Annotated in this window: 18 protein-coding genes; 7 read left to right on the top strand and 11 right to left on the bottom strand. The window is 61.7% G+C overall.

Translation table 11 applies throughout. The features are described 5' to 3' along the window. Positions 1 to 146: 146 nt before the first annotated feature. Positions 147 to 2123 (bottom strand): methyl-accepting chemotaxis protein, encoded by a 1977-nt coding sequence (locus tag GN234_RS19280; protein ID WP_109752682.1) that lies wholly within the window; start codon positions 2121 to 2123, stop codon positions 147 to 149. 187 nt (positions 2124 to 2310) lie between these two features. Further along, on the bottom strand, positions 2311 to 3231 hold the full coding sequence (locus GN234_RS19275; protein WP_176688935.1) for a LysR substrate-binding domain-containing protein: 921 nt from the start codon (positions 3229 to 3231) through the stop codon (positions 2311 to 2313). Positions 3232 to 3389: 158 nt separating this feature from the next. Here GN234_RS19275 and GN234_RS19270 point away from each other — a divergent pair, with 158 nt between their 5' ends. Continuing rightward, a complete protein-coding gene (locus tag GN234_RS19270) occupies positions 3390 to 4784 on the top strand; it encodes a NorM family multidrug efflux MATE transporter (RefSeq protein ID WP_176688934.1) in 1395 nt (464 codons plus the stop codon). A gap of 108 nt (positions 4785 to 4892) precedes the next feature. Here GN234_RS19270 and GN234_RS19265 read toward each other — a convergent pair whose 3' ends face one another. Then, positions 4893 to 6563 carry a putative bifunctional diguanylate cyclase/phosphodiesterase gene (locus GN234_RS19265; protein ID WP_109752686.1) on the bottom strand — a complete coding sequence of 557 codons (1671 nt, stop codon included), beginning with the start codon at positions 6561 to 6563 and terminating at the stop codon, positions 4893 to 4895. Positions 6564 to 6835: 272 nt separating this feature from the next. Between GN234_RS19265 and rep the strand changes: the two genes are divergently transcribed. Both rep and GN234_RS19255 read left to right on the top strand, forming a co-directional pair. Further along, positions 6836 to 8845, top strand: a complete 2010-nt coding sequence (rep, locus tag GN234_RS19260) for a DNA helicase Rep (protein WP_109752688.1) — start codon at positions 6836 to 6838, stop codon at positions 8843 to 8845. Between the two features lie 69 nt (positions 8846 to 8914). After that, positions 8915 to 9490, top strand: a complete 576-nt coding sequence (locus tag GN234_RS19255; protein ID WP_176688933.1) for a xanthine phosphoribosyltransferase — start codon at positions 8915 to 8917, stop codon at positions 9488 to 9490. 112 nt (positions 9491 to 9602) lie between these two features. Here GN234_RS19255 and GN234_RS19250 read toward each other — a convergent pair whose 3' ends face one another. The 6 genes from GN234_RS19250 to dadA form a co-directional block, all read right to left on the bottom strand. Then, on the bottom strand, positions 9603 to 11525 hold the full coding sequence (locus tag GN234_RS19250; RefSeq protein WP_176688932.1) for an acetyl-CoA hydrolase/transferase family protein: 1923 nt from the start codon (positions 11523 to 11525) through the stop codon (positions 9603 to 9605). 136 nt (positions 11526 to 11661) lie between these two features. Further along, entirely contained in the window at positions 11662 to 12075 is a 414-nt protein-coding gene (locus tag GN234_RS19245) for a c-type cytochrome (protein WP_003206840.1), read from the bottom strand. A 182-nt stretch (positions 12076 to 12257) separates the two neighbouring features. Beyond that, a complete protein-coding gene (locus tag GN234_RS19240; protein WP_109752694.1) occupies positions 12258 to 12806 on the bottom strand; it encodes a cupin domain-containing protein in 549 nt (182 codons plus the stop codon). Positions 12807 to 12934: 128 nt separating this feature from the next. Then, complete coding sequence (gene alr, locus GN234_RS19235) at positions 12935 to 14008, bottom strand: alanine racemase (RefSeq protein WP_176688931.1); 1074 nt, start codon at positions 14006 to 14008, stop codon at positions 12935 to 12937. 95 nt (positions 14009 to 14103) lie between these two features. After that, the gene (locus GN234_RS19230; protein WP_109752699.1) at positions 14104 to 14457 is read right to left on the bottom strand and encodes a RidA family protein; all 354 of its coding nucleotides are present in this window, start codon (positions 14455 to 14457) and stop codon (positions 14104 to 14106) included. Then, positions 14429 to 15733, bottom strand: a complete 1305-nt coding sequence (dadA, locus tag GN234_RS19225) for a D-amino acid dehydrogenase (protein ID WP_176688930.1) — start codon at positions 15731 to 15733, stop codon at positions 14429 to 14431. The genes GN234_RS19230 and dadA overlap by 29 nt, the downstream gene beginning before the upstream one ends. Before the next feature lie 155 nt (positions 15734 to 15888). On the opposite strand from dadA, the gene GN234_RS19220 reads away from it, so the two are divergent. Beyond that, the gene (locus GN234_RS19220; RefSeq protein ID WP_003177284.1) at positions 15889 to 16377 is read left to right on the top strand and encodes an Lrp/AsnC ligand binding domain-containing protein; all 489 of its coding nucleotides are present in this window, start codon (positions 15889 to 15891) and stop codon (positions 16375 to 16377) included. A gap of 120 nt (positions 16378 to 16497) precedes the next feature. Here GN234_RS19220 and GN234_RS19215 read toward each other — a convergent pair whose 3' ends face one another. Next, a complete protein-coding gene (locus GN234_RS19215) occupies positions 16498 to 16851 on the bottom strand; it encodes a YkgJ family cysteine cluster protein (protein ID WP_109752703.1) in 354 nt (117 codons plus the stop codon). A gap of 145 nt (positions 16852 to 16996) precedes the next feature. Between GN234_RS19215 and GN234_RS19210 the strand changes: the two genes are divergently transcribed. After that, positions 16997 to 18310: an NAD(P)/FAD-dependent oxidoreductase gene (locus GN234_RS19210; protein ID WP_109752704.1), complete on the top strand. Its 1314-nt coding sequence runs from the start codon at positions 16997 to 16999 to the stop codon at positions 18308 to 18310. Positions 18311 to 18423: 113 nt separating this feature from the next. Here the strand turns inward: GN234_RS19210 and GN234_RS19205 are convergent, their stop codons facing one another. Next, positions 18424 to 18669 carry a DUF1127 domain-containing protein gene (locus GN234_RS19205; protein WP_109752705.1) on the bottom strand — a complete coding sequence of 82 codons (246 nt, stop codon included), beginning with the start codon at positions 18667 to 18669 and terminating at the stop codon, positions 18424 to 18426. 179 nt (positions 18670 to 18848) lie between these two features. Here GN234_RS19205 and GN234_RS19200 point away from each other — a divergent pair, with 179 nt between their 5' ends. Beyond that, on the top strand, positions 18849 to 20282 hold the full coding sequence (locus GN234_RS19200) for an aminotransferase-like domain-containing protein (RefSeq protein WP_109752706.1): 1434 nt from the start codon (positions 18849 to 18851) through the stop codon (positions 20280 to 20282). Between the two features lie 61 nt (positions 20283 to 20343). Continuing rightward, positions 20344 to 21909: a phospholipase D family protein gene (locus GN234_RS19195; protein ID WP_109752707.1), complete on the top strand. Its 1566-nt coding sequence runs from the start codon at positions 20344 to 20346 to the stop codon at positions 21907 to 21909. The last annotated feature ends 16 nt before the right edge of the window (positions 21910 to 21925 follow it).

The raw sequence follows: 21925 nt of genomic DNA, 5'->3' as shown, positions 1-21925 counted from the left end.
GGGTTGGAAGTTTTCGGTGGGAGCGAGCTTGCTCGCGATAGCGGTGGGTCAGATTGAGATGATGTGGACGGGGCTGCCGTCATCGCGAGCAAGCTCACTCACAGGAGGTCTGGGTGAGCTTGCTCGTGACAGCGGTGCAAGACGCTTCAGCGGAACCGATCGACCTCTTGGCGCAGGTCCTGGGCCAGTTTTTCCAGTTCCTTGGCGGTGAGTGCCAGGTTCGAGACCACTTGCCGCTGTTCGCTGTTGGCCATGGCGATGCTTTGCAGGTTACTGCTGAGCAAGGTCGCAGTACTGCTTTGTTCCTGGGTGGCGGTGGTAATCGCCGCAAATTGCTGGCCGGCCGAGCGACTTTGCTCGTCGATGCGCGCCAGGGCCGAGGCCACGTTGGCGTTGCGCGACAGGCCTTCCTGCATCAACAGGTTGCCCTGCTCCATCGTGCTGATGGCATTGCCGGTTTCCTGCTGGATGCTGTTGATCATGCTGGAAATTTCGTCGGTGGCCTGGCGGGTGCGAGATGCCAGGCTGCGGACTTCATCGGCCACCACGGCAAAACCACGGCCCTGCTCGCCTGCGCGGGCGGCTTCGATGGCGGCGTTCAAGGCCAGCAGGTTGGTCTGCTCGGCGATCGAGGTGATAACGCCAACGATACCGCCGATTTCCTGCGAACGCTGGCCCAAGGTATTGATGACCGTGGCGGTGCTGTTCAGCGCACCGGCGATCTGTTCCAGGGACGACGACGCTTCATCCATAGAGGTCCGGCCAATGCGGGTTTGCTGGGCGTTTTCCTGGGCCAGGCGCTCGGTGTTGCCCATGTTGTCAGCAATGTTCAATGAGGTCGCACTGAACTCTTCCACCGCGCCGGCCATGCTGGTGATTTCGCCGGACTGCTGCTCCATGCCTTCATACGCCCCACTGGACAATCCGGACAGCGCCTGGGCGCGGCTGTTGACCTCCTGGGAGGCCTTGCGGATGTGCTCGACCATGGTCGACAAGGCCTGGCTCATCTGGTTGAAGGCACGGGCCAACTGACCGATCTCATCATGACTCGACACATTCAAGCGCACGCTCAGGTCGCCAGCGCCCAAGGCTTCGGCCTGGCGAACCAGATCGCCGAGCGGCGCCAGTTTGCTACGCAACAGCCACATCGCCGAGCCCACCGCCAACAACATCGCCAGCAGGCTGCCAATGGCCAGCTGAGTACCGACGCTCCAGGTCACGGCGCGAATCTCGGCTTTCGGCATGCTCGCCACCACCGCCCACGGCCCGCCCTCGAACGGTACGGCAACGCTGTAGAAATCTTCGGCGGTATCGGTCCAGAACGCCCCCTTGCCCGGTTTCTTGACCAGCCCAACGATGGTCGCGCTCGCCTGGTCCAGCGCCTGCACGCCGGCCGGCGGCACCAGCCATTTGTTCTGTTCATCCAGCAAGGCCAGCGAACCGGTCTGGCCGATGCGGAAGCGCTTGAGGTTCTCGAACTGCGCATTCTGCGCGTCGGTGTAGTCGAAGCCTACGTACAACACGGCAATGATCTTGCCGCTGCTGTCGCGTACGGGCGTGTACTGCGACATGTAGAAGCGTCCGAAAAGCAGGGCTCGACCGATGTAGCTCTGCCCGCTGATCACCGGACCGTAGGCCGGGCCGGCACGGTCGAGCACGGTACCGATGGCCCGCGTACCGTCCTGTTTGCTGACTGAGGTACTGACGCGGATGAAATCGTCGCCGCTGCGCACGAAAACCGTGGCAACCCCGGCGGTCATCGCTTTGAAGTCATCCACTTCCTTGAAGTTGTTGTTCAACACTTCGCCGCCCAGGCTCAAGCCGGGGGTTTGTACGCCCGCCACCGTCACCGGCTGGTCCGGATGCACGCTCAGGCCGGCGCTGAAGCGCTTTTCGAACAGGCCGGCCAACCGTTGAGTACTCTCGCGCAAGGTACTGTGGAACGTATTGAGCTGATCGGCCATCAGACGCGCTTCGCTGGCCAGGTGCTCTTCACGGGTGGCGAGGTTGGCAGTGTCCAGCGAACGCAGGGCGAAAACGGTACTGCCGGAGATCACGATCGCCAATATCACAGCGAGGGCAAGGCCTAGCTGTGAGGCGATCCGGGCACGGGGTTGAGACATGACGGCTCCTGGCCGAGAGACCGGATCATCCTGATCACGCTCGCACGCTCGGCATTCTATTCGGGTGAGGTGAAAGTTGGCCCTTTCTGCACGAAGGTTCCATGCTCACGGATTCGGCGGCAAAGCCAAATACTTGAGCGGTTCGCAAGGATTAATGCCAAGCGGCTATCACGCCAACTACAACGTTTCAGCCCAAACGCTGCACGTCAGGTAATTGCATGGCCTTTACTTCACCCTGAAGGAAGTCGCTGAGCCGGCGCAAACGTTCACCACCCGGGCGGGTTTTTGGCCAGACCAGGTAATAGTGTTCACCGCTGGCGACAGCGGTCGGCCATGGCAAGCTCAGGCGCCCCTGGGCGACATCCTCGGCCACCATCAGCAGGTCGCCCATGGAAACACCATAGCCGCGTGCCGCCGCGATCATGCCCAGCTCCAGGGTATCGAACACCTGTCCCCCCTTGAGCGAAACCTTGTCGGACAGGCCCATGCGCTGCAGCCAGTTGCGCCAGTCCCGGCGATCCGGCGTGGGATGCAGCAGTTCAGCGCTGGCCAACCGCGCCACATCCCAGGGCTGGTCATTCAACAGGTTCGGCGCGCCCACCGGGATCAACTCCTCGGGAAACAGCAAACTGGCCTCCCAGTCGGCGGGAAAGTGCCCGTTGCCCAGCAATACGGCGCAATCGAAGGGCTCGACGTTGAAGTCCACCGAATCGATGTCCATCCAGGCACTGGTCAGTTGTACTTCGTTGCCGGGCTGCAAATGCCGGAAGCGACTCAGGCGCGCCAACAACCAGCGCATGGTCAGTGTGGAAGGCGCTTTCATGCGCAGGATGCCATCCTCGCCATGCAAGGTATGACAGGCCCGCTCCAGCGCCATGAAGCCCTCACGTACCCCCGGCAACAGCAACCGCGCCGCCTCGGTCAGTTGCAGGTTGCGCCCGCTGCGCTGGAACAGCCGGCAGGCAAAGTGATCTTCCAGCGTGCGAATGTGCCGGCTGACCGCGCTCTGGGTGATCGACAGCTCTTCAGCGGCCCGAGTGAACGAGCTGTAGCGCGCCGCGGCTTCGAATGCCCGCAGCGCATAAAGAGGCGGAAGACGACGAGACATCGCAAAAGCTCCATGGCGTTGTTTGCCAACCCTACCAGAAACCCATCCAGCATGAGTTTTAATCATGCCAGCGATCTTTTTTATCCTTTTGTGCAATCGGCCGAGAGCGCCGAGAATCGTCGCTTTACTGCCTTGTTTGAACATGGAGCGTGATGATCATGCGGCATCCTGTGCGTACCGAACTCTGGGCCATCCTGCGGCTGGCGGGGCCGTTGATTGCCTCACAGTTGGCGCACATGCTGATGGTGCTCACCGACACCGTGATGATGGCGCGCCTGAGCCCCGAAGCCCTGGCCGGCGGCGGGCTCGGGGCGGCCACTTATTCGTTCGTGTCGATCTTCTGCATTGGCGTGATCGCCGCGGTGGGCACCCTGGTCGCGATCCGCCAGGGCGCGGGCGATGTCGAAGGCGCGACCCGGCTGACCCAGGCCGGGCTGTGGCTGGCCTGGCTGATGGCGCTGATGGCCGGGTTGCTGCTGTGGAACCTCAAGCCCGTACTGCTGATGTTCGGCCAGACCGAAACCAACGTACTCTCCGCCGGACAGTTCCTGCTGGCGCTGCCGTTCGCCCTGCCCGGCTATCTGAGCTTCATGGCCCTGCGCGGCTTCACCAGCGCCATTGGCCGGGCCACACCGGTCATGGTGATCAGCCTCGGCGGCACGGTGGCCAACTTCCTGCTCAACTACGCGCTCATCACCGGCATGTTCGGCCTGCCGAAACTCGGCCTGATGGGGATCGGCCTGGTCACGGCCATCGTCGCCAACTGCATGGCCCTGGCACTGGCCTGGCACATCCATCGGCACCCGGCCTACCGTGCCTACCCCCTGCTCGACGGCCTGTCGCGGCCCAATCGCCAATACCTCAAGGAACTGTGGCGCCTGGGCCTGCCGATTGGTGGCACGTACGCGGTGGAAGTCGGGCTGTTTGCGTTCGCCGCGCTGTGCATGGGCACCATGGGCAGCACACCGTTGGCCGCCCACCAGATCGCCCTGCAAATCGTCTCGGTGGCGTTCATGGTGCCGGCGGGGATGTCCTACGCCATCACCATGCGCATCGGCCAACACTACGGCGCCGGGCAGTTGCCGATGGCGCGCCTGGCCGGTCGGGTCGGGATTGGCTTTGGCGCGGCGGCCATGCTGGCGTTCGCCATGGTGTTCTGGTTGCTGCCCCATCAATTGGTCGGCCTGTTCCTGGACCACGACGACCCGGCGTTCCGCGACGTGATCAACCTGGCCGTGAGCCTGCTGGCCGTGGCGGCATGGTTCGAGCTGTTCGACGGCACGCAAACCATTGCCATGGGCTGCATCCGCGGACTCAAGGACGCCAAGACCACCTTCCTGGTTGGCCTGGGATGCTATTGGCTGATTGGCGCGCCGTCGGCGTGGTGGATGGCATTTCACCTCAACTGGGGGCCGACCGGCGTCTGGTGGGGCCTGGCCCTGGGGCTGGCTTGCGCGGCCGTGAGCCTGACCCTGGCGTTTGAGTGGAAGATGAAGCGGATGATTCGCAGTGAGCCTGGGCAGCAACGTTTCGAGGTCGTTCAGACTGAGTGAGCATCCCTTGTGGGAGCGAGCCTGCTCGCGATGGCGATGTGTCAGTCAATATAGCTGCCGACTGGTCTACCGCTATCGCGAGCAGGCTCGCTCCCACAGGAATTTGTATTAGCTCATTTCCAGTGTGGACTGCTGATTGCCATCGAATGTCAGGTATTCAACCAATTCAGGCAGCGGCAACGGCTTGCTGATCAAAAAGCCCTGTACCTGGTCGCAACCAAAGCCGCGCAGCAGGTCCAGTTGCTCCCGGGTTTCCACACCTTCAGCCACCACCTCCAGGTTGAGGTTGTGGGCCAGGTTGATCATGGCGTGCACCAGCTTGCGATTCTCTTCGCGCTGCTCCATGCCGCCGACGAAGCTCTTGTCGATCTTGAGCAAGGCGATGGGCAGGCTGTTGAGGTGCACGAACGAGGAGAACCCGGTGCCGAAGTCGTCCAGGGAGAAGCGCACCCCCAGGCGACCCAGGGCATCCATGGTCTGCTTGACTAGCTCGCTGCGGCGCATGACGGCGGTTTCGGTGAGTTCGAATTCCAGCCATTGCGCCTCGACCCCCCGTTCGGCAATCAGTCGGCTCAGGGTCGGCAGCAACTGGCTGTCCTGGAACTGCCGGAACGACAGGTTGACCGCCATGTGCAACGGCGCCAGCCCCCGCTCGCGCAGGGCCTGCATGTCCCGCAGCGCCCGGGAAATCACCCAGTAGCCCAGTGGCACGATCAGGCCGCTCTGTTCGGCCAGCGGCACGAACTCACTCGGTGGCAACAATCCGCGTTCGCCATGACGCCAGCGCACCAACGCTTCGAGGCCGACAATGTGGCCGCCATCGAGGTTCAGCCGTGGCTGGTAATGCAGCTCCAACTCGTCACGGCGCAGTGCCCGGCGCAGTTCGCTTTCCAGGTCGGCGAGGCTGCGGGCGTTGCGGTTGATGCGCTCGTTGAAGATATGAAAGGTGCAGCCCTGGGTGCTCTTGGCCTGCTGCATGGCGATGTGGGCGTGCCACATCAGCGGATCGGCGCCGGCCTGGGCACGAGCGTGGGCAACGCCCAGGCTGCAACCGATCAGCAGGCTTTCACCGTCCACCCAATAGGGCTCGGCCAAGGCTTCGGTAATGCGCTCGGCCATCCACTCGGCCCGTTGTGGCGCGCGGCGGGTGTCGATCAGCAGGGCGAATTCATCGCTGCCCAAGCGCGCCAATTGATCGCCGGCCTCGAGCGAGCTCTTGAGTCGCGACACCACTTGCAGGATCAAGCGATCACCGGCCTGATGGCCAAGGGCGTCGTTGGCGTGACGGAAGTTGTCCAGGTCCAGGTGACCGAGGGCCAGGCCCCGGCCATCGTTTTCCGCCAGACGTGCCGCCAGCAGCGTCTGGAAACCCTGGCGATTGGCAATGCCCGTCAACGGGTCCTGTTCGGCAAGGCGCTGCAAGGTGTTTTCCAGCACGCCACGTTCGCGCACATGGCGCAGGCAACGACGCAGGGTCGCGGTGTCGAGGGCATCACGCACCAACCAGTCGCTGACGCCGTCGGGGGCCAGCGCCGGTTCGTGCTCAAGCAACAGGATAGTGGGCAGGCTGCAACGGCCCGGCGCCGGTTGTAACGCCGCAACGGTCAGCAGTACCGCGTTGCGGTTATCTTCGAACAGGCTGCTGACTGACTCCCAGCTCGGGGCGCTGATCAACACGACCGAGGGCCCCATGGGCGCCAGGCACTCGCGCAATATTGCTGACCACGCAGGCTCTTGGGCCAATAACAGCAAACGCAAGGGTTCGACAGGCGTTGACAAGCTGACTCCCTAGACTCTGCAAGGTGGTAGGCGCCGGGCATTATGACGCGCCGATGGGCAATGACCAATGCCAATGGTTCTCAAACACGCGCTTCCGGTGGTTTTTTCCACTCGAAATCCTGTGCTGGACGCAATTGGCCCCACATCCTGCGTGAAAGTAGCAGAAGCGGCAAATGACAATGCGGTGTGCGTCACAAGTCGGACAGAGCAGCACAATTCTCTGAGCCTGTTAAAATGCCGGCCCATTTCGCAAACGAATCCCTGACTCTGTCATGTCCCGACTCAATCCCCGGCAGCAAGAAGCCGTGAACTATGTCGGCGGCCCTCTTTTGGTGCTCGCCGGCGCAGGCTCCGGCAAGACCAGCGTAATCACCCGCAAGATCGCGCACCTGATCCAGAATTGTGGCATCCGCGCCCAGTACATCGTCGCCATGACCTTCACCAACAAGGCCGCCCGGGAAATGAAGGAGCGGGTCGGCGGCCTGCTGCGCGCCGGTGAGGGCCGTGGCTTGACGGTTTGTACCTTCCACAACCTGGGCCTGAACATCATCCGCAAGGAACACGCGCGACTGGGCTACAAACCGGGCTTCTCGATTTTCGACGAGACCGATGTCAAGGCCCTGATGACCGACATCATGCAGAAGGAATACTCGGGCGACGACGGCGTGGACGAGATCAAGAACATGATCGGCGCCTGGAAAAACGACCTGATCCTGCCGCCAGAAGCCTTGGAAAACGCCCGCAACCCCAAGGAGCAGACCGCCGCCATCGTCTACACCCACTACCAGCGCACGCTCAAGGCGTTCAACGCGGTGGATTTCGACGACCTGATCCTGTTGCCGGTCAAGCTGTTCCAGGACCACGCCGACATCCTCGAAAAATGGCAGAACAAGGTCCGCTACCTGCTGGTGGACGAATACCAGGACACCAACGCCAGCCAGTACCTGCTGGTGAAGCTACTGATCGGCAAACGCAACCAGTTCACCGTGGTAGGCGACGACGACCAGTCGATCTATGCCTGGCGCGGCGCGCGGCCGGAAAACCTGATGCTGCTCAAGGAAGACTATCCATCGCTCAAAGTGGTGATGCTGGAGCAGAACTACCGCTCCACCAGCCGCATCCTGCGCTGTGCCAACGTGCTGATTTCCAACAACCCCCACGAGTTCGAAAAGCAACTGTGGAGCGAAATGGGCCACGGTGACGAGATCCGCGTGATCCGTTGCCGCAACGAAGACGCCGAAGCCGAGCGCGTGGCCATGGAAATCCTCAGCCTGCACCTGCGCACCGACCGGCCGTACAGCGATTTTGCGATCCTGTATCGCGGCAACTACCAGGCCAAGCTGATCGAGCTGAAGCTGCAGCATCACCAGATCCCTTATCGCCTGTCGGGGGGCAACAGCTTTTTCGGACGCCAGGAAGTGAAGGACCTGATGGCCTACTTCCGCCTGATCGTGAACCCGGACGACGACAACGCCTTCCTGCGGGTGATCAACGTGCCGCGCCGGGAAATCGGTTCGACCACCCTGGAAAAGCTCGGTAACTACGCCACCGAGCGCAAGATCTCGATGTACGCCGCCACCGACGAAATCGGCCTGGGCGAGCATCTGGACAGCCGCTTCACCGATCGCCTGGCGCGCTTCAAGCGCTTCATGGACAAGGTCCGCGAGCAGTGCGCCGGGGAAGATCCGATCTCGGCACTGCGCAGCATGGTGATGGACATCGACTACGAGAACTGGCTGCGCACCAACAGCTCCAGCGACAAGGCTGCCGATTACCGCATGGGCAACGTCTGGTTCCTGATCGAGGCGTTGAAGAACACCCTGGAAAAAGACGAAGACGGCGACATGACGGTCGAGGACGCCATCGGCAAACTCGTACTGCGGGACATGCTCGAGCGCCAGCAGGAAGAGGAAGACGGCGCCGAAGGCGTGCAAATGATGACGCTGCACGCCTCCAAGGGCCTGGAGTTCCCCTATGTGTTCATCATGGGCATGGAAGAGGAGATCCTGCCACACCGCTCCAGCATCGAGGCCGATACCATCGAAGAAGAACGGCGCCTGGCCTACGTCGGGATTACCCGGGCCCGTCAGACACTGGCCTTCACGTTCGCCGCCAAGCGCAAGCAATATGGTGAAGTGATCGACTGCGCCCCCAGCCGTTTTCTCGATGAGCTGCCGCCGGACGACCTGGCCTGGGAAGGCAACGACGACACGCCGACGGAAGTCAAAGTCGTGCGCGGCAACAGCGCCCTGGCGGATATACGCGCGATGTTAAAGCGCTAGAATCGACTACTTTTTCCACCACGCTTTTTACCCAATCCAGACGCTGAAGACGTCACCAGAGGAGGCTTCATGGAAGCCCTGCACCAGAAAATTCGCGAGCAAGGCATCGTGCTTTCCGACCAGGTTCTGAAAGTCGACGCGTTCCTCAACCACCAGATCGACCCGCAGTTGATGAAGCTGATCGGCGATGAATTCGCGGCGCTGTTCAAGGACTCGGGCATCACCAAGATCGTCACCATCGAAGCCTCGGGCATTGCCCCGGCGATCATGACCGGGCTGAACCTCGGCGTGCCGGTGATCTTCGCTCGCAAGCAACAGTCCCTGACCCTGACGGAGAACCTGCTGTCGGCCACCGTGTATTCGTTCACCAAGAAAACCGAAAGCACCGTCGCCATCAGCCCGCGCCACCTGACCAGCAGCGACCGGGTGCTGATCATCGATGACTTCCTCGCCAACGGCAAAGCCTCCCAGGCGCTGATCTCCATCATCAAGCAGGCCGGCGCCACCGTGGCCGGGCTGGGGATCGTGATCGAGAAGTCGTTCCAGGGGGGGGGGCGCGCGGAACTGGATGCCCAGGGCTACCGTGTTGAATCGTTGGCTCGGGTGAAGTCCCTGGCGGACGGTGTCGTCACCTTCATCGAATAACCTTGTGGGAGCGAGCCTGCTCGCGATAGCGATTTGTCTGTCACATCAATGTGCCCGACAGACCGCTATCGCGAGCAGGCTCGCTCGCTCCCACAGTGGAATGTGCGCACCGTTAAGGCGCGGTGGCCTTGAGCCCGGCAAGCAACAACCGCTGGAACAACTCCTCCTTCAGTCCTTCGGGATTGGTCAGCTGCATCCGCTCCAGATGCCCGGCAAACTCCCAGGGCTGCGGCGCATCCAGCGCCGCCTTGCCCAACTCCAGGATCTCGGTGAGCTTGAATTTGCTCTTGAGCCAGTTCAGCGCCCGCAACAGGTCCCGCTCTATGGCGTCGAAATCACACCCGAGCGGGTACTCCGGGAATAGATTCGAGTGCCGCGCCTGGATGGCCTGTAAACGTTCCGAGGTGTTGTCCGCGAATCGTGGGTCGAGACGGAAATCCTTCGGCAACTTGCCGGCTTTTTGCGCCTGTTCGATCAATCCCGGCTGGAAACGTGAATCGCTGATGTTCAGTAGCGCCTCGATCACCGCGGCATCGGTCTTGCCCCGCAGGTCGGCAATGCCGTACTCGGTCACCACAATGTCGCGCAGGTGCCGGGGAATCGTGCAATGGCCGTACTCCCAGACGATGTTCGAGCTGATCTCGCCTCCGGCCTCACGCCAACTGCGAAGGAGCAGGATCGAACGCCCGCCCTCCAGCGCATGACCCTGGGCGACGAAGTTGTACTGCCCGCCCACGCCGCTGAGCACCCGCCCATCTTCCAACTGATCGGCCACCCCGGCCCCCAGCAGGGTCATGGTGAAGACCGTGTTGATGAAACGGGCATCGAGGCGCTGCAGGCGCTTGAGTTGCTCCTGGCCATACAACTCGTTGATGTAACTGATGCGGGTCATGTTGAATTCGAGACGACGGCTTTGCGGCAACTCGCGCAGACGGTCGTAAAAACTTTGCGGGCCGAGGAAGAATCCGCCGTGTATGCAGATGCCGTCAGGTTGCGCCGCCTCGTCCAGGGTCCCGGCGTTGGCCCGTTCCTGGGTCGGTTCGTCGGGGTAGACCTTGCGCCGGATGATCCCCGCCTCGGCCAGTACCAGCAAACCGTTGACGAACATTTCGCTGCAACCGTACAGCCCTTTGGCAAACGGCTCGACGCCGCCCTCGCGCTCGATCAGTTGCGCCCACTGGCTAAGGTTCAGGTCCGCCAGCAACGCCTGGTAACCAGCGTTATCGGCCTGGCGCGCCAGCAGGGCCGCCGTCAATGCATCACCCATGGAGCCGATGCCGATCTGCAGCGTTCCGCCGTCGCGCACCAGGGTACTGGCGTGCAGGCCGATCAGATGATCCTGGAAGCCCACCGGCATGTTCGGTGTAGAGAACAATGTGTGATTGTCCTTCTCGTCGATCAGCAGGTCGAAAGTGTCAATGCCGACTTCCGCGTCGCCCGGCATGTAGGGCAAATCGTTATGTACCTGGCCGACCAGGAGGATGGTCTCCCCGGCCGCCCGGCGCTTGGCGATCATCGGCAGCAGATCCAGGGTGATGTCCGGGTTGCAGCTCAGGCTCAGGCGATCCGGGTGCTGTGGGTCGCTCGCCAGCAACTGCGCCACCAGGTTCAAGCCGGCCGCGTTGATGTCCCGGGCCGCGTGGCTGTAGTTGCTGCTGACGTAGTTCTGCTGGGCCGACGCGCTGTGCAACAGGCTGCCGGGCTGCATGAAGAACTGCTCGACCCGTATATTGGCCGGCAGGCTGTCGTGGTGCAGGTCGGCCAGGTAATCCAGTTCGGGGTAATCACCGAAGACCCGTTCGATAAAGGGTTCGAGGAAGCGTTTCTGCAACCCATCGCCCAGGTTTGGTCGGCCCAGGCTCAGGGCGGTGTAGATGGTCAGCTGTCGCTCGGGCAGTTGGGCGATGCGCCGGTACAGCGCGTTGGCGAACAGGTTGGGTTTGCCCAGCCCCAAGGGCATGCCGAGATGAATATGCGCGGGCAAACGCTCGAGCACGTCATCCACCGCCTGTTCGATTGAACACAACTGCACCATCGGACCCTCCTGGACATTCCATGAATGTGGGTTGGACCGAGCTTGCCGCGTCTTGGTTGCGATGAACAGCCCTGGCAAAACAGCGGACGCAAAAAAGCCGCTCGTAAGCGGCTTTTTTGTGAAGGATGTCGGCGTATTACAGGCCAGACATCTCTTTGATGGCGCCCTTGAGGTCGTCATCCGAGCAATCGGCGCAGGTGCCTTTTGGCGGCATGGAGTTAATGCCGGTGATGGCCTTGGCCAGGATGCCGTCGAGACCGCCCTGGTGATCGGCGCGCTCTTTCCAGGCAGCCTTGTCACCGATTTTCGGCGCACCCAGCAGGCCCGTGCCATGGCAAGCGTTGCAGTGTTTCGCAATCACATCAGCCGGCTTCTTGGCACCACCCGCGCCGCCAGCGGCAGTGGCAACTTCCATGCCCTTGCATTCTTTCCCCTGAACGCAGACCTGGCCGACCGGTTCAAGGCGCTTGGCGATTTCGTCGGTGGTCGCCGCTTGGGCACTGACTGCCCATAGGGCCAATACGGTTGCTGGTGCAGCCAGCATTTTCATAATTAGGTTCACGCGTACACCCTCAATGGTGGCTAGTCACGCCTGCGGCCACGGTTTGCAGGCGGGCGCAAGTATAGCGGTAAGCCCGTCACACTGAAACAACCCCAAAGTCGTAAGGGTCTTGTTTGCAATGTCGGCACATTCTCCGTGTGCCTTTGCCCGGCGGGCCTGGCGCCCTTTTTCTAGAAATTGGCCGGTGTGGCTGCGCTGATCAGTCGCGCCGGCACATCGAACGGATTACGGAAACGGTGGGGCTTGGTGCTTTCGAAATAGTAGCTGTCGCCAGCTTCGAGTACGAAGGTCTCGACACCGACCACCAGCTCCAGCCGCCCTTCTACCAGGATCCCGGTTTCCTCGCCCTCATGGGTGAGCATCTCTTCACCCGTGTCGGCGCCCGGCGGATAGATTTCGTTGAGAAAGGCAATCGCCCGGCTCGGGTGTGCCCTGCCCACCAGCTTCATGGTCACGGCGCCGTCGGAGATGTCGATCAGTTCGTTGGCTTTGTAGACGATCTGGGTCGGTTTCTCCTGAAGGATTTCTTCGGAGAAAAACTCGACCATGGACATGGGAATCCCGCCAAGGACCTTACGCAGCGAGCTGATCGAGGGGCTGACGCTGTTCTTCTCGATCATCGAAATAGTGCTGTTGGTGACGCCCGCGCGCTTGGCGAGTTCACGCTGGGAAAGGCCTTTGAGTTTACGAATGGCTTGCAGTCGTTCACCGACGTCCAATGCTGGAGCCTCCAGGGAATCAGGTTGTGTGGAAAGTGAGCGTTATCATGGCGACAGCGTTCAGTATTTACAACACTTTGACCCGAATCCTGTGCGGTGAAGCGACTTTCGGTAGCGCGCGCCGTGCGTCAATGCCCGGAATAGAGCCGTGGCACCCGCCGCAGGTTGCAGAAAATCTGATAGGGAATCGTGTCGGCGGCCTTGGCGACGTCACTGGCGAGGATGTTCTTGCCCCACAACTCCACAGTCGAGCCGAGCCCGGCCTGGGGGATATGGGTCAAGTCGACAGCCAGCATGTCCATCGACACCCGCCCGACCAACTGGCTGCGCTGCCCCTCCACCAGCACCGGAGTACCGGTGGGGGCCTGGCGTGGGTAGCCGTCGGCATAGCCCATGGCGACCACGCCAACCCGGGTCGGTTGCGTGGTCACAAAACGGGCACCATAGCCCACCGGTTCGCCGGCGGGCAATTCGCGCACACTGATGATCTTCGACTCCAGGGTCATCACCGGTTGCAGGCGCGAGGCGACGGCATTGGGCTCGTCAAAGGGCGTGGCACCGTAGAGCATGATGCCCGGGCGCACCCAGTCGCTGGGGATCTGCGGCCAACCCAATACCGCCGGTGAGTTGCGCAGGCTGATCTGCGCCACCAGGCCCTGGCGGGCTTTGTCGAATATCGCCAGTTGCTCGGTACTGCTGGAATCGTGCAGCTCATCGGCACGGGCGAAGTGGCTCATCAAGACAATCTTCGCCACCTTGCCACTGGCAAGCAGACGACGGTAGGCGGCCTGGTAGTCCGCCGGATGCAGGCCAACCCGGTGCATGCCCGAATCGAGCTTGAGCCAGACAGTGATCGGCTGGCTCAGCGCGGCTTTTTCAATCGCTTCGAGCTGCCACAACGAATGCACCACGCACCAGAAATCGTGCTCGATGATCAGCGGCAGTTCATCGGCTTCGAAGAACCCTTCCAGCAGCAGGATCGGCCCACGGATCCCGGCGGCTCGCAGTTCCAGGGCTTCTTCGATGCAGGCCACGGCGAACCCGTCCGCCGTTTCCTGCAGCGCCTCGGCGCAACGCACCGCACCGTGCCCGTAGGCGTCGGCCTTGATCACCGCCAAGGCCTTGGCCCCGGTGACTTCGCGGGCCAATTGGTAATTGTGACGCAGGGCTTGAAGGTCGATCAGGGCACGGGCTGGACGCATGGCGGCAGACTTCTAGGCGGTCATTGAATAAAAAACCGGCGCCGGCTGACAGCATAACCACCAACAGCGCCGGGAGAGGGATCGTTTGGCCGGTATTACGGCAGCGCAGCCACGACGGACAGCTCCACCAGAATCTCCGGCTCGCACAGCTTGGCTTGCACCGTGGCGCGGGCCGGGGCGACGCCTTTGGGCAACCATTTGTCCCAGACGGCGTTCATGCCTTCGAAGTGCGCCTCGATGTCTTTCAGGTAGATCGTCACCGACAACAGACGGTTCTTGTCGGTCCCGGCCAAGTCCAGCAAGCGCTCGATGTTGGCCAGGGTCTCACGGGTCTGCTGCTCGATACCGGCGCTCATGTCGTCGCCGACCTGCCCCGCCAGGTAAACGGTGCCGTTGTGCACGACAACCTGGCTCATGCGGTCATTGGTGAGCTGGCGCTGGATTGACATGTTTTGCAGACTCCTGGTGTTTGCTGCCATAACGGGAAATATCGAGGCCTTCGGCGCTGATCTGCGGTTTTTTCTTCGCCATCAGGTCGGCCAACAGGCGACCGGAACCACAGGCCATGGTCCACCCGAGGGTGCCGTGACCGGTGTTCAGGAACAGATTCTTGAAGGGCGTGGCACCCACGATCGGCGTGCCGTCCGGGGTGGTCGGGCGCAGGCCGGTCCAGAAACTCGCCTCGGCCAGCTTGCCGCCCTGAGGATAAAGGTCGTTGACGATCATCTCCAGGGTTTCGCGCCGACGCGGGTTGAGAGACAGGTCAAAACCGGCGATTTCCGCCATGCCGCCCACCCGAATGCGGTTGTCGAACCGGGTGATCGCGACCTTGTAGGTTTCGTCGAGGATGGTCGAAGTCGGCGCCATCGCCGGATTGGTGATCGGCACGGTCAGGGAGTAACCCTTGAGCGGATACACCGGTGCGCGGATCCCGAGGGGCTTGAGCAATTGCGGCGAATAGCTGCCCAGGGCGAGCACATAGCGGTCGGCGGTTTCCAGCTTGCCGTCGATCCAGACACCGTTGATGCGGTCACCGGCGAAGTCCAGGCGCTGGATATCCTGGCCGAAGCGAAATTGCACACCCAGCTTCGTCGCCATTTCCGCCAGGCGCGTGGTGAACATCTGGCAATCGCCAGTCTGGTCGTTGGGCAGGCGCAAGGCGCCAGCCAGGATGTCGGTGACATTGGCCAGGGCCGGTTCGACCCGGGCGATGCCCGCACGGTCGAGCACTTCGAACGGTACGCCGGACTCTTTCAACACCGCGATGTCTTTCGCCGCGCCATCGAGCTGGGCCTGGGTGCGGAACAACTGTGTAGTCCCCAGGCTGCGGCCTTCGTAGGCAATGCCGGTTTCGGCGCGCAGCTCGTCCAGGCAATCACGGCTGTACTCGGACAGGCGCACCATGCGCTCCTTGTTGATGGCATAGCGGCTGGCGGTGCAATTGCGCAGCATCTGTGCCATCCACAGGTATTGGTCAATGTCGGCAGTGGCCTTGATCGCCAGCGGCGCATGGCGCTGCAGCAGCCATTTGATGGCCTTGAGCGGTACGCCCGGCGCGGCCCACGGCGAGGCATACCCCGGCGACACCTGGCCGGCATTGGCGAAACTGGTTTCCATCGCAGGCGCTGGCTGACGGTCGACCACCACCACTTCGAATCCGGCCCGGGCCAGATAGTAAGCACTGACGGTACCGATGACGCCGCTACCCAATACCAGAACGCGCATGTTGATGCCCTCATCGCGGATAACCGCTGACGTTTGTTGTACATAGCTCAGATGGGCGCAGTGTAAGAAAGATTAGCCAGTGCTTTTCACTATATAAATGCCTATATTTGGCGAGAATTCTCGGCAATAACCCTTTTTACGGAGGCGCATCCCCTGTGCGTACCAACACCCAGACCAAACGCGAACTGGACAAGATCGACCGCAACATCCTGCGCATCCTTCAGGCGGACGGACGAATCTCCTTCACCGAGCTGGGAGAAAAGGTCGGCCTTTCCACCACGCCTTGCACCGAGCGGGTACGGCGCCTGGAGCGCGAGGGCATCATCATGGGCTACAACGCCCGGCTCAACCCTCAACATTTGAAGGGTAGCCTGCTGGTGTTTGTCGAGATCAGCCTCGATTACAAATCCGGCGATACGTTCGAAGAATTCCGGCGCGCAGTGCTGAAGCTGCCTCACGTGCTGGAATGTCACCTGGTGTCAGGGGATTTCGATTATCTGGTGAAAGCACGGATTTCCGAGATGGCTTCGTACCGCAAGCTACTGGGAGACATCCTGCTCAAGCTGCCCCATGTGCGCGAATCCAAGAGCTATATCGTCATGGAAGAGGTGAAGGAGAGCCTGAGCCTGCCGATTCCGGATTGAGCCTGGCTCAAGGCAATGGTTATCTGGATGGTCGCTTTCGCGAGCAGGCTCGCCCCCACACGGAGATCCATTGTGGGAGCGGGCTTGCTCGCGAAGGCCGCGACTCGGTATCGCTGCCTGCTAGACCAACACCTGCCGGTTGCTGGCCATGTATTCATGAATCTGCTGCTCGACCCGCGGATGAATCAGTTCCACCGGCCGCCGCCCATTGGGGCATGGCAGGGTCGCCGTGGTGCCGAACAGCCGACAGATCAGCGGTCGCTCGTCATACACGGTGCAACCGTTGGGGCCCAAGTGCACGCAGTCGAGCGCGTCCATGGCCGCGTCCTGTTCGGCGCGAGTCTTGCGGGGCAAGCGGGCCATTTCCTCGGGCGAGGTGGTCACCGGACCACAGCAGTCATGGCAACCCGGCACGCACTCGAACGTGGGAATCTGCTGGCGAAGCGTGCGGATTTTTTGACTGTTGCAGCTCATCGAGGCGGCCACCGGGGAAGATGGTCCGGGATTTTGCCTTAAAAGCCACGAGCCAGACAGCGCCAACCGACCGGTGTTGCCCAGGGAGGAATCCCCGGCTTATGCTCCGTAAAATTTCTCAAACACAATAATCAGGATTACGCACATGAACGCCCGTGTTCAGCAACCTGTCCCGAGCCACGCGCACGCCGCCTCTTATTACGCCGCCAGCAGCCTGCCGCAACCGGACCATCCGGTATTGCAGGGTGAGTTGGTGACGGATGTCTGCGTCGTGGGTGGTGGGTTTTCCGGGTTGAACACGGCGATCGAACTGGCCGAGCGCGGCCTGAGCGTAGTGCTGCTGGAGGCGCACAGAATCGGCTGGGGCGCCAGCGGGCGTAACGGCGGTCAACTGATTCGCGGCGTCGGCCATGGTCTCGATCAGTTCGAGCCGATCATTGGTGCCGACGGCGTACGCCAGATGAAGCTCATGGGCCTTGAGGCCGTGGAAATCGTCCGACAACGTGTCGAGCGTTTTCAGATCCCTTGCGACCTCACTTGGGGTTACTGCGACCTCGCCAACAAGCCCAGCGACCTGGAAGGCTTCGCCGAAGATGCCGAAGAGCTGCGCAGCCTGGGCTATCGCCACCAGACCCGGCTGCTGCAAGCCGACGAAATGCACAGCGTCGTGGGTTCGGATCGCTACGTCGGCGGGTTGATCGACATGGGCTCGGGCCATCTGCATCCGCTGAACCTGGCCCTGGGCGAAGCCGCCGCCGCGCAGCAACTGGGAGTCAGGCTGTTCGAGCAATCGGCAGTCACGCGTATCGACTACGGCCCTGAAGTGAAGGTGCACACCCAGCAGGGTTCGGTTCGCGCCAAGACGCTGGTACTGGGCTGCAACGCCTACCTCAATGGACTCAATCCGCAACTGGGCGGCAAAGTGCTGCCGGCCGGCAGCTACATCATCGCCACCGAACCCTTGAGCCAGGCCCAGGCACAGGCGTTATTGCCACAGAACATGGCGGTCTGCGATCAACGCGTGGCGTTGGACTACTACCGGCTTTCGGCGGATCGACGCCTGTTGTTCGGCGGGGCCTGCCACTATTCCGGCCGGGACCCGCAGGACATTGGCGCCTACATGCGTCCGAAGATGCTCAAGGTATTCCCGCAGTTGGCGCAGGTGAAAATCGATTATCAATGGGGCGGGATGATCGGCATCGGTGCCAACCGTTTGCCGCAGATCGGCCGGCTCAAGGACCAGCCCAATGTGTATTACGCCCAGGCTTATTCCGGCCATGGCGTGAACGCCACGCACCTGGCCGGCAAATTGTTGGCCGAAGCGATCAGCGGACAGCACAGCAGTGGCTTCGATCTGTTCGCGCGGGTCCCGCACATGACTTTCCCCGGCGGCAAGCACCTGCGCTCGCCGCTGTTGGCACTGGGGATGTTGTGGCATCGGTTGAAAGAGTTGGTTTAAAGAGCTTCACCACGACTGACGACGCTATCGCGAGCAAGCCTTGCTCCCACAGACCCTTTCAATCTGTGGGAGCAAGGCTTGCCCGCGATAGCCGTCTCAGGGCCGGCACCACTTCAAAGCCGCCAGAACGGCCTGAGCCCCTCCTCCAATGCCTGCTCCCTACTCAGCCCGATATCACGCAACTGTTCGGGTGTAAGTTCCAACAAGGCTTTGCGTGTATGCAGACGATGCCAGAACAGGGCCCAGCGGCTCAGGTCGGACGGCGCATTGCGCAACATTGCGTCGCGCAGCCCATTCTCCTGCCCTGCCGCCAGTTCCTGACTGTGTAACGTCAGCCGCACATCGCTCAAGCCGTTCATTTTGATCGCTCCTGTTTACTTGGGTAGCCAGAGGTTTCATGATGCGCGGACAGTCAAAAGCAATACAGATTCAACCTATTTATTTTATAAGCATACAGATTCGGTTTCTGCGCCACTGAATCGTCATTTTCCAACCCAACTGTATCGGTTGCAGTTGTCCATCTCATCGGGAGTGCACCATGACCCTCTACGTGAACCTCGCCGAACTGCTCGGCACCCGCATCGAACAGGGCTTCTACCGTCCCGGCGACCGGCTGCCCTCAGTGCGGGCATTGAGCACGGAACATGGGGTCAGCTTGAGTACGGTGCAGCAGGCCTATCGCGTGCTGGAAGACAGCGGGCTGGCAATGCCGAGACCCAAGTCCGGCTATTTCGTACCTGTGGGTCGCGAACTGCCAGACCTGCCGGTGGTAGGCCGTCCGGCCCAGCGTCCAGTGGATATTTCCCAGTGGGACCAGGTGCTGGAACTGATCCGCGCCGTACCCCGCCCGGACGTGGTGCAACTGGGACGCGGCATGCCGGATATCAATTCGCCGACCATGAAACCGCTGCTACGCAGCCTGGCGCAGATCAGCCGCCGACAAGACATGCCTGGCCTGTATTACGACAACATCTACGGCAACCTCGCGTTGCGCGAACAGATCGCCCGCCTGTCGCTGGATTCCGGCTGCCAACTGGGCCCCAACGATTTGATCGTCACCACCGGCTGTCATGAGGCCCTGTCGGTCAGCATCCGCGCCACCTGCGAACAAGGCGATATCGTCGCGGTGGACTCACCCAGCTTTCATGGAGCCATGCAAACTCTCAAGGGCCTGGGCATGAAGGCTTTGGAGATCCCCACCGACCCGCTCACCGGCATCAGCCTGGACGCACTGGAACTGGCGCTGGAGCAATGGCCCATCAAGGCCATACAGTTGACCCCCAGCTGTAACAACCCGCTGGGCTACATCATGCCCGACGCTAATAAACGCGCGCTGCTGAACCTGGCACAGCGTTTCGACGTGGCGATCATCGAGGATGATGTGTATGGAGAATTGGCCTACACCTACCCTCGCCCACGCACCATCAAGTCCTTCGATGAAGACGGCCGCGTCCTGCTCTGCAGTTCTTTTTCCAAGACCCTGGCCCCAGGCCTGCGAATTGGCTGGGTCGCGCCGGGCCGGTATCTGGAGCGGGTGCTGCACATGAAATACATCAGCACCGGCTCCACCGCGCCACAGCCGCAGATTGCCATTGCCGAATTTCTCAAGGGCGGACATTTCGAACCCCATTTGCGCCGGATGCGCACGCAATACCAGCGCAATCGCGACGTGATGATCGATTGGGTCAGCCGCTACTTTCCGTCGGGCACCCGTGCCAGTCGCCCGCGGGGCAGCTTCATGCTGTGGGTCGAGTTGCCGGAAGGCTTCGACACATTGAAGCTCAATCGGGTCCTGCTGGACCGAGGCGTGCAGGTCGCAGTCGGCAGCATCTTTTCGGCATCGGGCAAGTACCGCAACTGTCTGCGGATGAACTACGCTGCCAAGCCAACGGCGCAGATCGAAGAGGCCGTACGCAAAGTGGGCGCCGCTGCCATCGCGTTGTTGAACGAAACCCAGCGCGACGTCGTCTGAACTTTATCCAGGGAAGCAGTACCCAACAGCCGATCAACGCAAACAAGCGGAACGCTCCTACGTGAGATCCAGATCGATCCTGCCTTCGCTTTTGTTAGTCGCCTCGCTGCTGGGCGGCTGCGCCAGTTTTGATATCAGCCGCGAGCCTTCCCAAGCGTTGCCGGCCGCCGAATCCTCATTCGGCCGCTCGGTCCAGGCCCAAGCCGCGCCCCATGAAGGCCGTTCCGGCTTTCGGTTGCTCTCCGACAGCACCGAAGCCTTCACCGCCCGGGCCGAGCTGATCCGTCATGCTCAAAGCAGCCTGGACCTGCAGTATTACATCGTCCACGACGGTATCAGCACGCGGATGCTGGTGGATGAACTGCTCAAGGCCGCCGACCGGGGCGTGCGCGTGCGCATCCTGCTGGACGACACCACCAGCGACGGCCAGGATCAGATTATCGCGACCCTCGCCGCTCACCCGCGTATCCAGATTCGCCTGTTCAACCCCCTGCACCTGGGCCGCGCCACCGGCGTGACTCGTAGCCTCGGGCGCCTGTTCAACCTGTCGTTGCAGCATCGACGGATGCACAACAAGCTGTGGCTGGCGGACAACAGCATGGCCATCGTCGGCGGCCGCAATCTGGGCGATGAGTATTTCGACGCCGAACCCAACCTGAACTTTACCGACATCGACCTGCTCGGCGTCGGGCCGGTGGCCGAACAACTGGGGCACAGTTTCGACCAATATTGGAACAGCGCCCTGAGCAAGCCCATCGAACAGTTTCTGTCTCCTCGCCCCACGCCCAAGGACCTGGCCAACAGCCGCCTGCGCCTGCAAGAGTCCCTGGAGCAGACCCAGAAGGAAAACCACGCGCTCTACCAGCAACTGACCGCCTACAAGACCCAGCCGCGCCTGGATACTTGGCGTGACCAGTTGATCTGGGCCTGGAACCAGGCGCTGTGGGACGCACCCAGCAAAGTGCTGGCCAAGGACGAGCCGGATCCGCAACTGTTGCTGACCACGCAACTGGGGCCCGAACTGACGGGGGTCAGCAAAGAACTGATCATGATTTCCGCCTACTTCGTCCCCGGCCAGCCAGGTTTGGTGTACCTGACCAGCCGCGCCGATGCCGGGGTGTCGGTGAGTCTCTTGACCAACTCCCTGGAAGCGACCGATGTGCCAGCGGTGCATGGCGGCTATGCGCCGTATCGCAGGGCGCTGCTGGAACATGGCGTGCGCCTGTTCGAGTTGCGACGGCAACCGGGCGACAAAGGCAGCAGCCCTCACCTGTTCTACAGCAAATCCTACGGCGAATCGGATTCCAGCCTGCACAGCAAGGCGATCATCTTCGACCAGCAAAAGTCCTTCATTGGCTCGTTCAATTTCGACCCGCGCTCGGTGCTGTGGAACACTGAGGTCGGCGTATTGGTGGACAGCCCGGAGCTTGCCGGCCAAGTCCGCGAGCTGGCCTTGCAGGGCATGGCGCCAGCGCTGAGTTATCAGGCTCGGCTGGAGAATGACAAGCTCGTATGGACCACCGAAGACAACGGCCAGACCCACGACCTGGGCCGCGAACCGGGCAGTTGGTGGCGCCGGTTCAATGCCTGGTTCGCCACGACCATCGGGTTGGAGCGGATGCTTTAGGCCCGGGCCGCTTTTG

The sequence above is a fragment of the Pseudomonas bijieensis genome (assembly GCF_013347965.1).
Lineage (GTDB): Bacteria > Pseudomonadota > Gammaproteobacteria > Pseudomonadales > Pseudomonadaceae > Aquipseudomonas > Aquipseudomonas bijieensis.
This window is presented reverse-complemented; position numbering and strand designations above follow the sequence as displayed.

Excerpts from the sequence above, each read along its gene's own strand:
- GN234_RS19280 (WP_109752682.1), bottom strand. The coding sequence starts at position 2,123 with ATGTCTCAACCCCGTGCCCGGATCGCCTCACAGCTAGGCCTTGCCCTC.
- GN234_RS19275 (WP_176688935.1), bottom strand. The coding sequence starts at position 3,231 with ATGTCTCGTCGTCTTCCGCCTCTTTATGCGCTGCGGGCATTCGAAGCC.
- GN234_RS19270 (WP_176688934.1), top strand. The coding sequence starts at position 3,390 with ATGCGGCATCCTGTGCGTACCGAACTCTGGGCCATCCTGCGGCTGGCG.
- rep (WP_109752688.1), top strand. The coding sequence starts at position 6,836 with ATGTCCCGACTCAATCCCCGGCAGCAAGAAGCCGTGAACTATGTCGGC.
- GN234_RS19255 (WP_176688933.1), top strand. The coding sequence starts at position 8,915 with ATGGAAGCCCTGCACCAGAAAATTCGCGAGCAAGGCATCGTGCTTTCC.
- GN234_RS19250 (WP_176688932.1), bottom strand. The coding sequence starts at position 11,525 with ATGGTGCAGTTGTGTTCAATCGAACAGGCGGTGGATGACGTGCTCGAG.
- GN234_RS19245 (WP_003206840.1), bottom strand. The coding sequence starts at position 12,075 with ATGAAAATGCTGGCTGCACCAGCAACCGTATTGGCCCTATGGGCAGTC.
- alr (WP_176688931.1), bottom strand. The coding sequence starts at position 14,008 with ATGCGTCCAGCCCGTGCCCTGATCGACCTTCAAGCCCTGCGTCACAAT.
- GN234_RS19230 (WP_109752699.1), bottom strand. The coding sequence starts at position 14,457 with ATGTCAATCCAGCGCCAGCTCACCAATGACCGCATGAGCCAGGTTGTC.
- dadA (WP_176688930.1), bottom strand. The coding sequence starts at position 15,733 with ATGCGCGTTCTGGTATTGGGTAGCGGCGTCATCGGTACCGTCAGTGCT.
- GN234_RS19215 (WP_109752703.1), bottom strand. The coding sequence starts at position 16,851 with ATGAGCTGCAACAGTCAAAAAATCCGCACGCTTCGCCAGCAGATTCCC.
- GN234_RS19210 (WP_109752704.1), top strand. The coding sequence starts at position 16,997 with ATGAACGCCCGTGTTCAGCAACCTGTCCCGAGCCACGCGCACGCCGCC.
- GN234_RS19205 (WP_109752705.1), bottom strand. The coding sequence starts at position 18,669 with ATGAACGGCTTGAGCGATGTGCGGCTGACGTTACACAGTCAGGAACTG.
- GN234_RS19200 (WP_109752706.1), top strand. The coding sequence starts at position 18,849 with ATGACCCTCTACGTGAACCTCGCCGAACTGCTCGGCACCCGCATCGAA.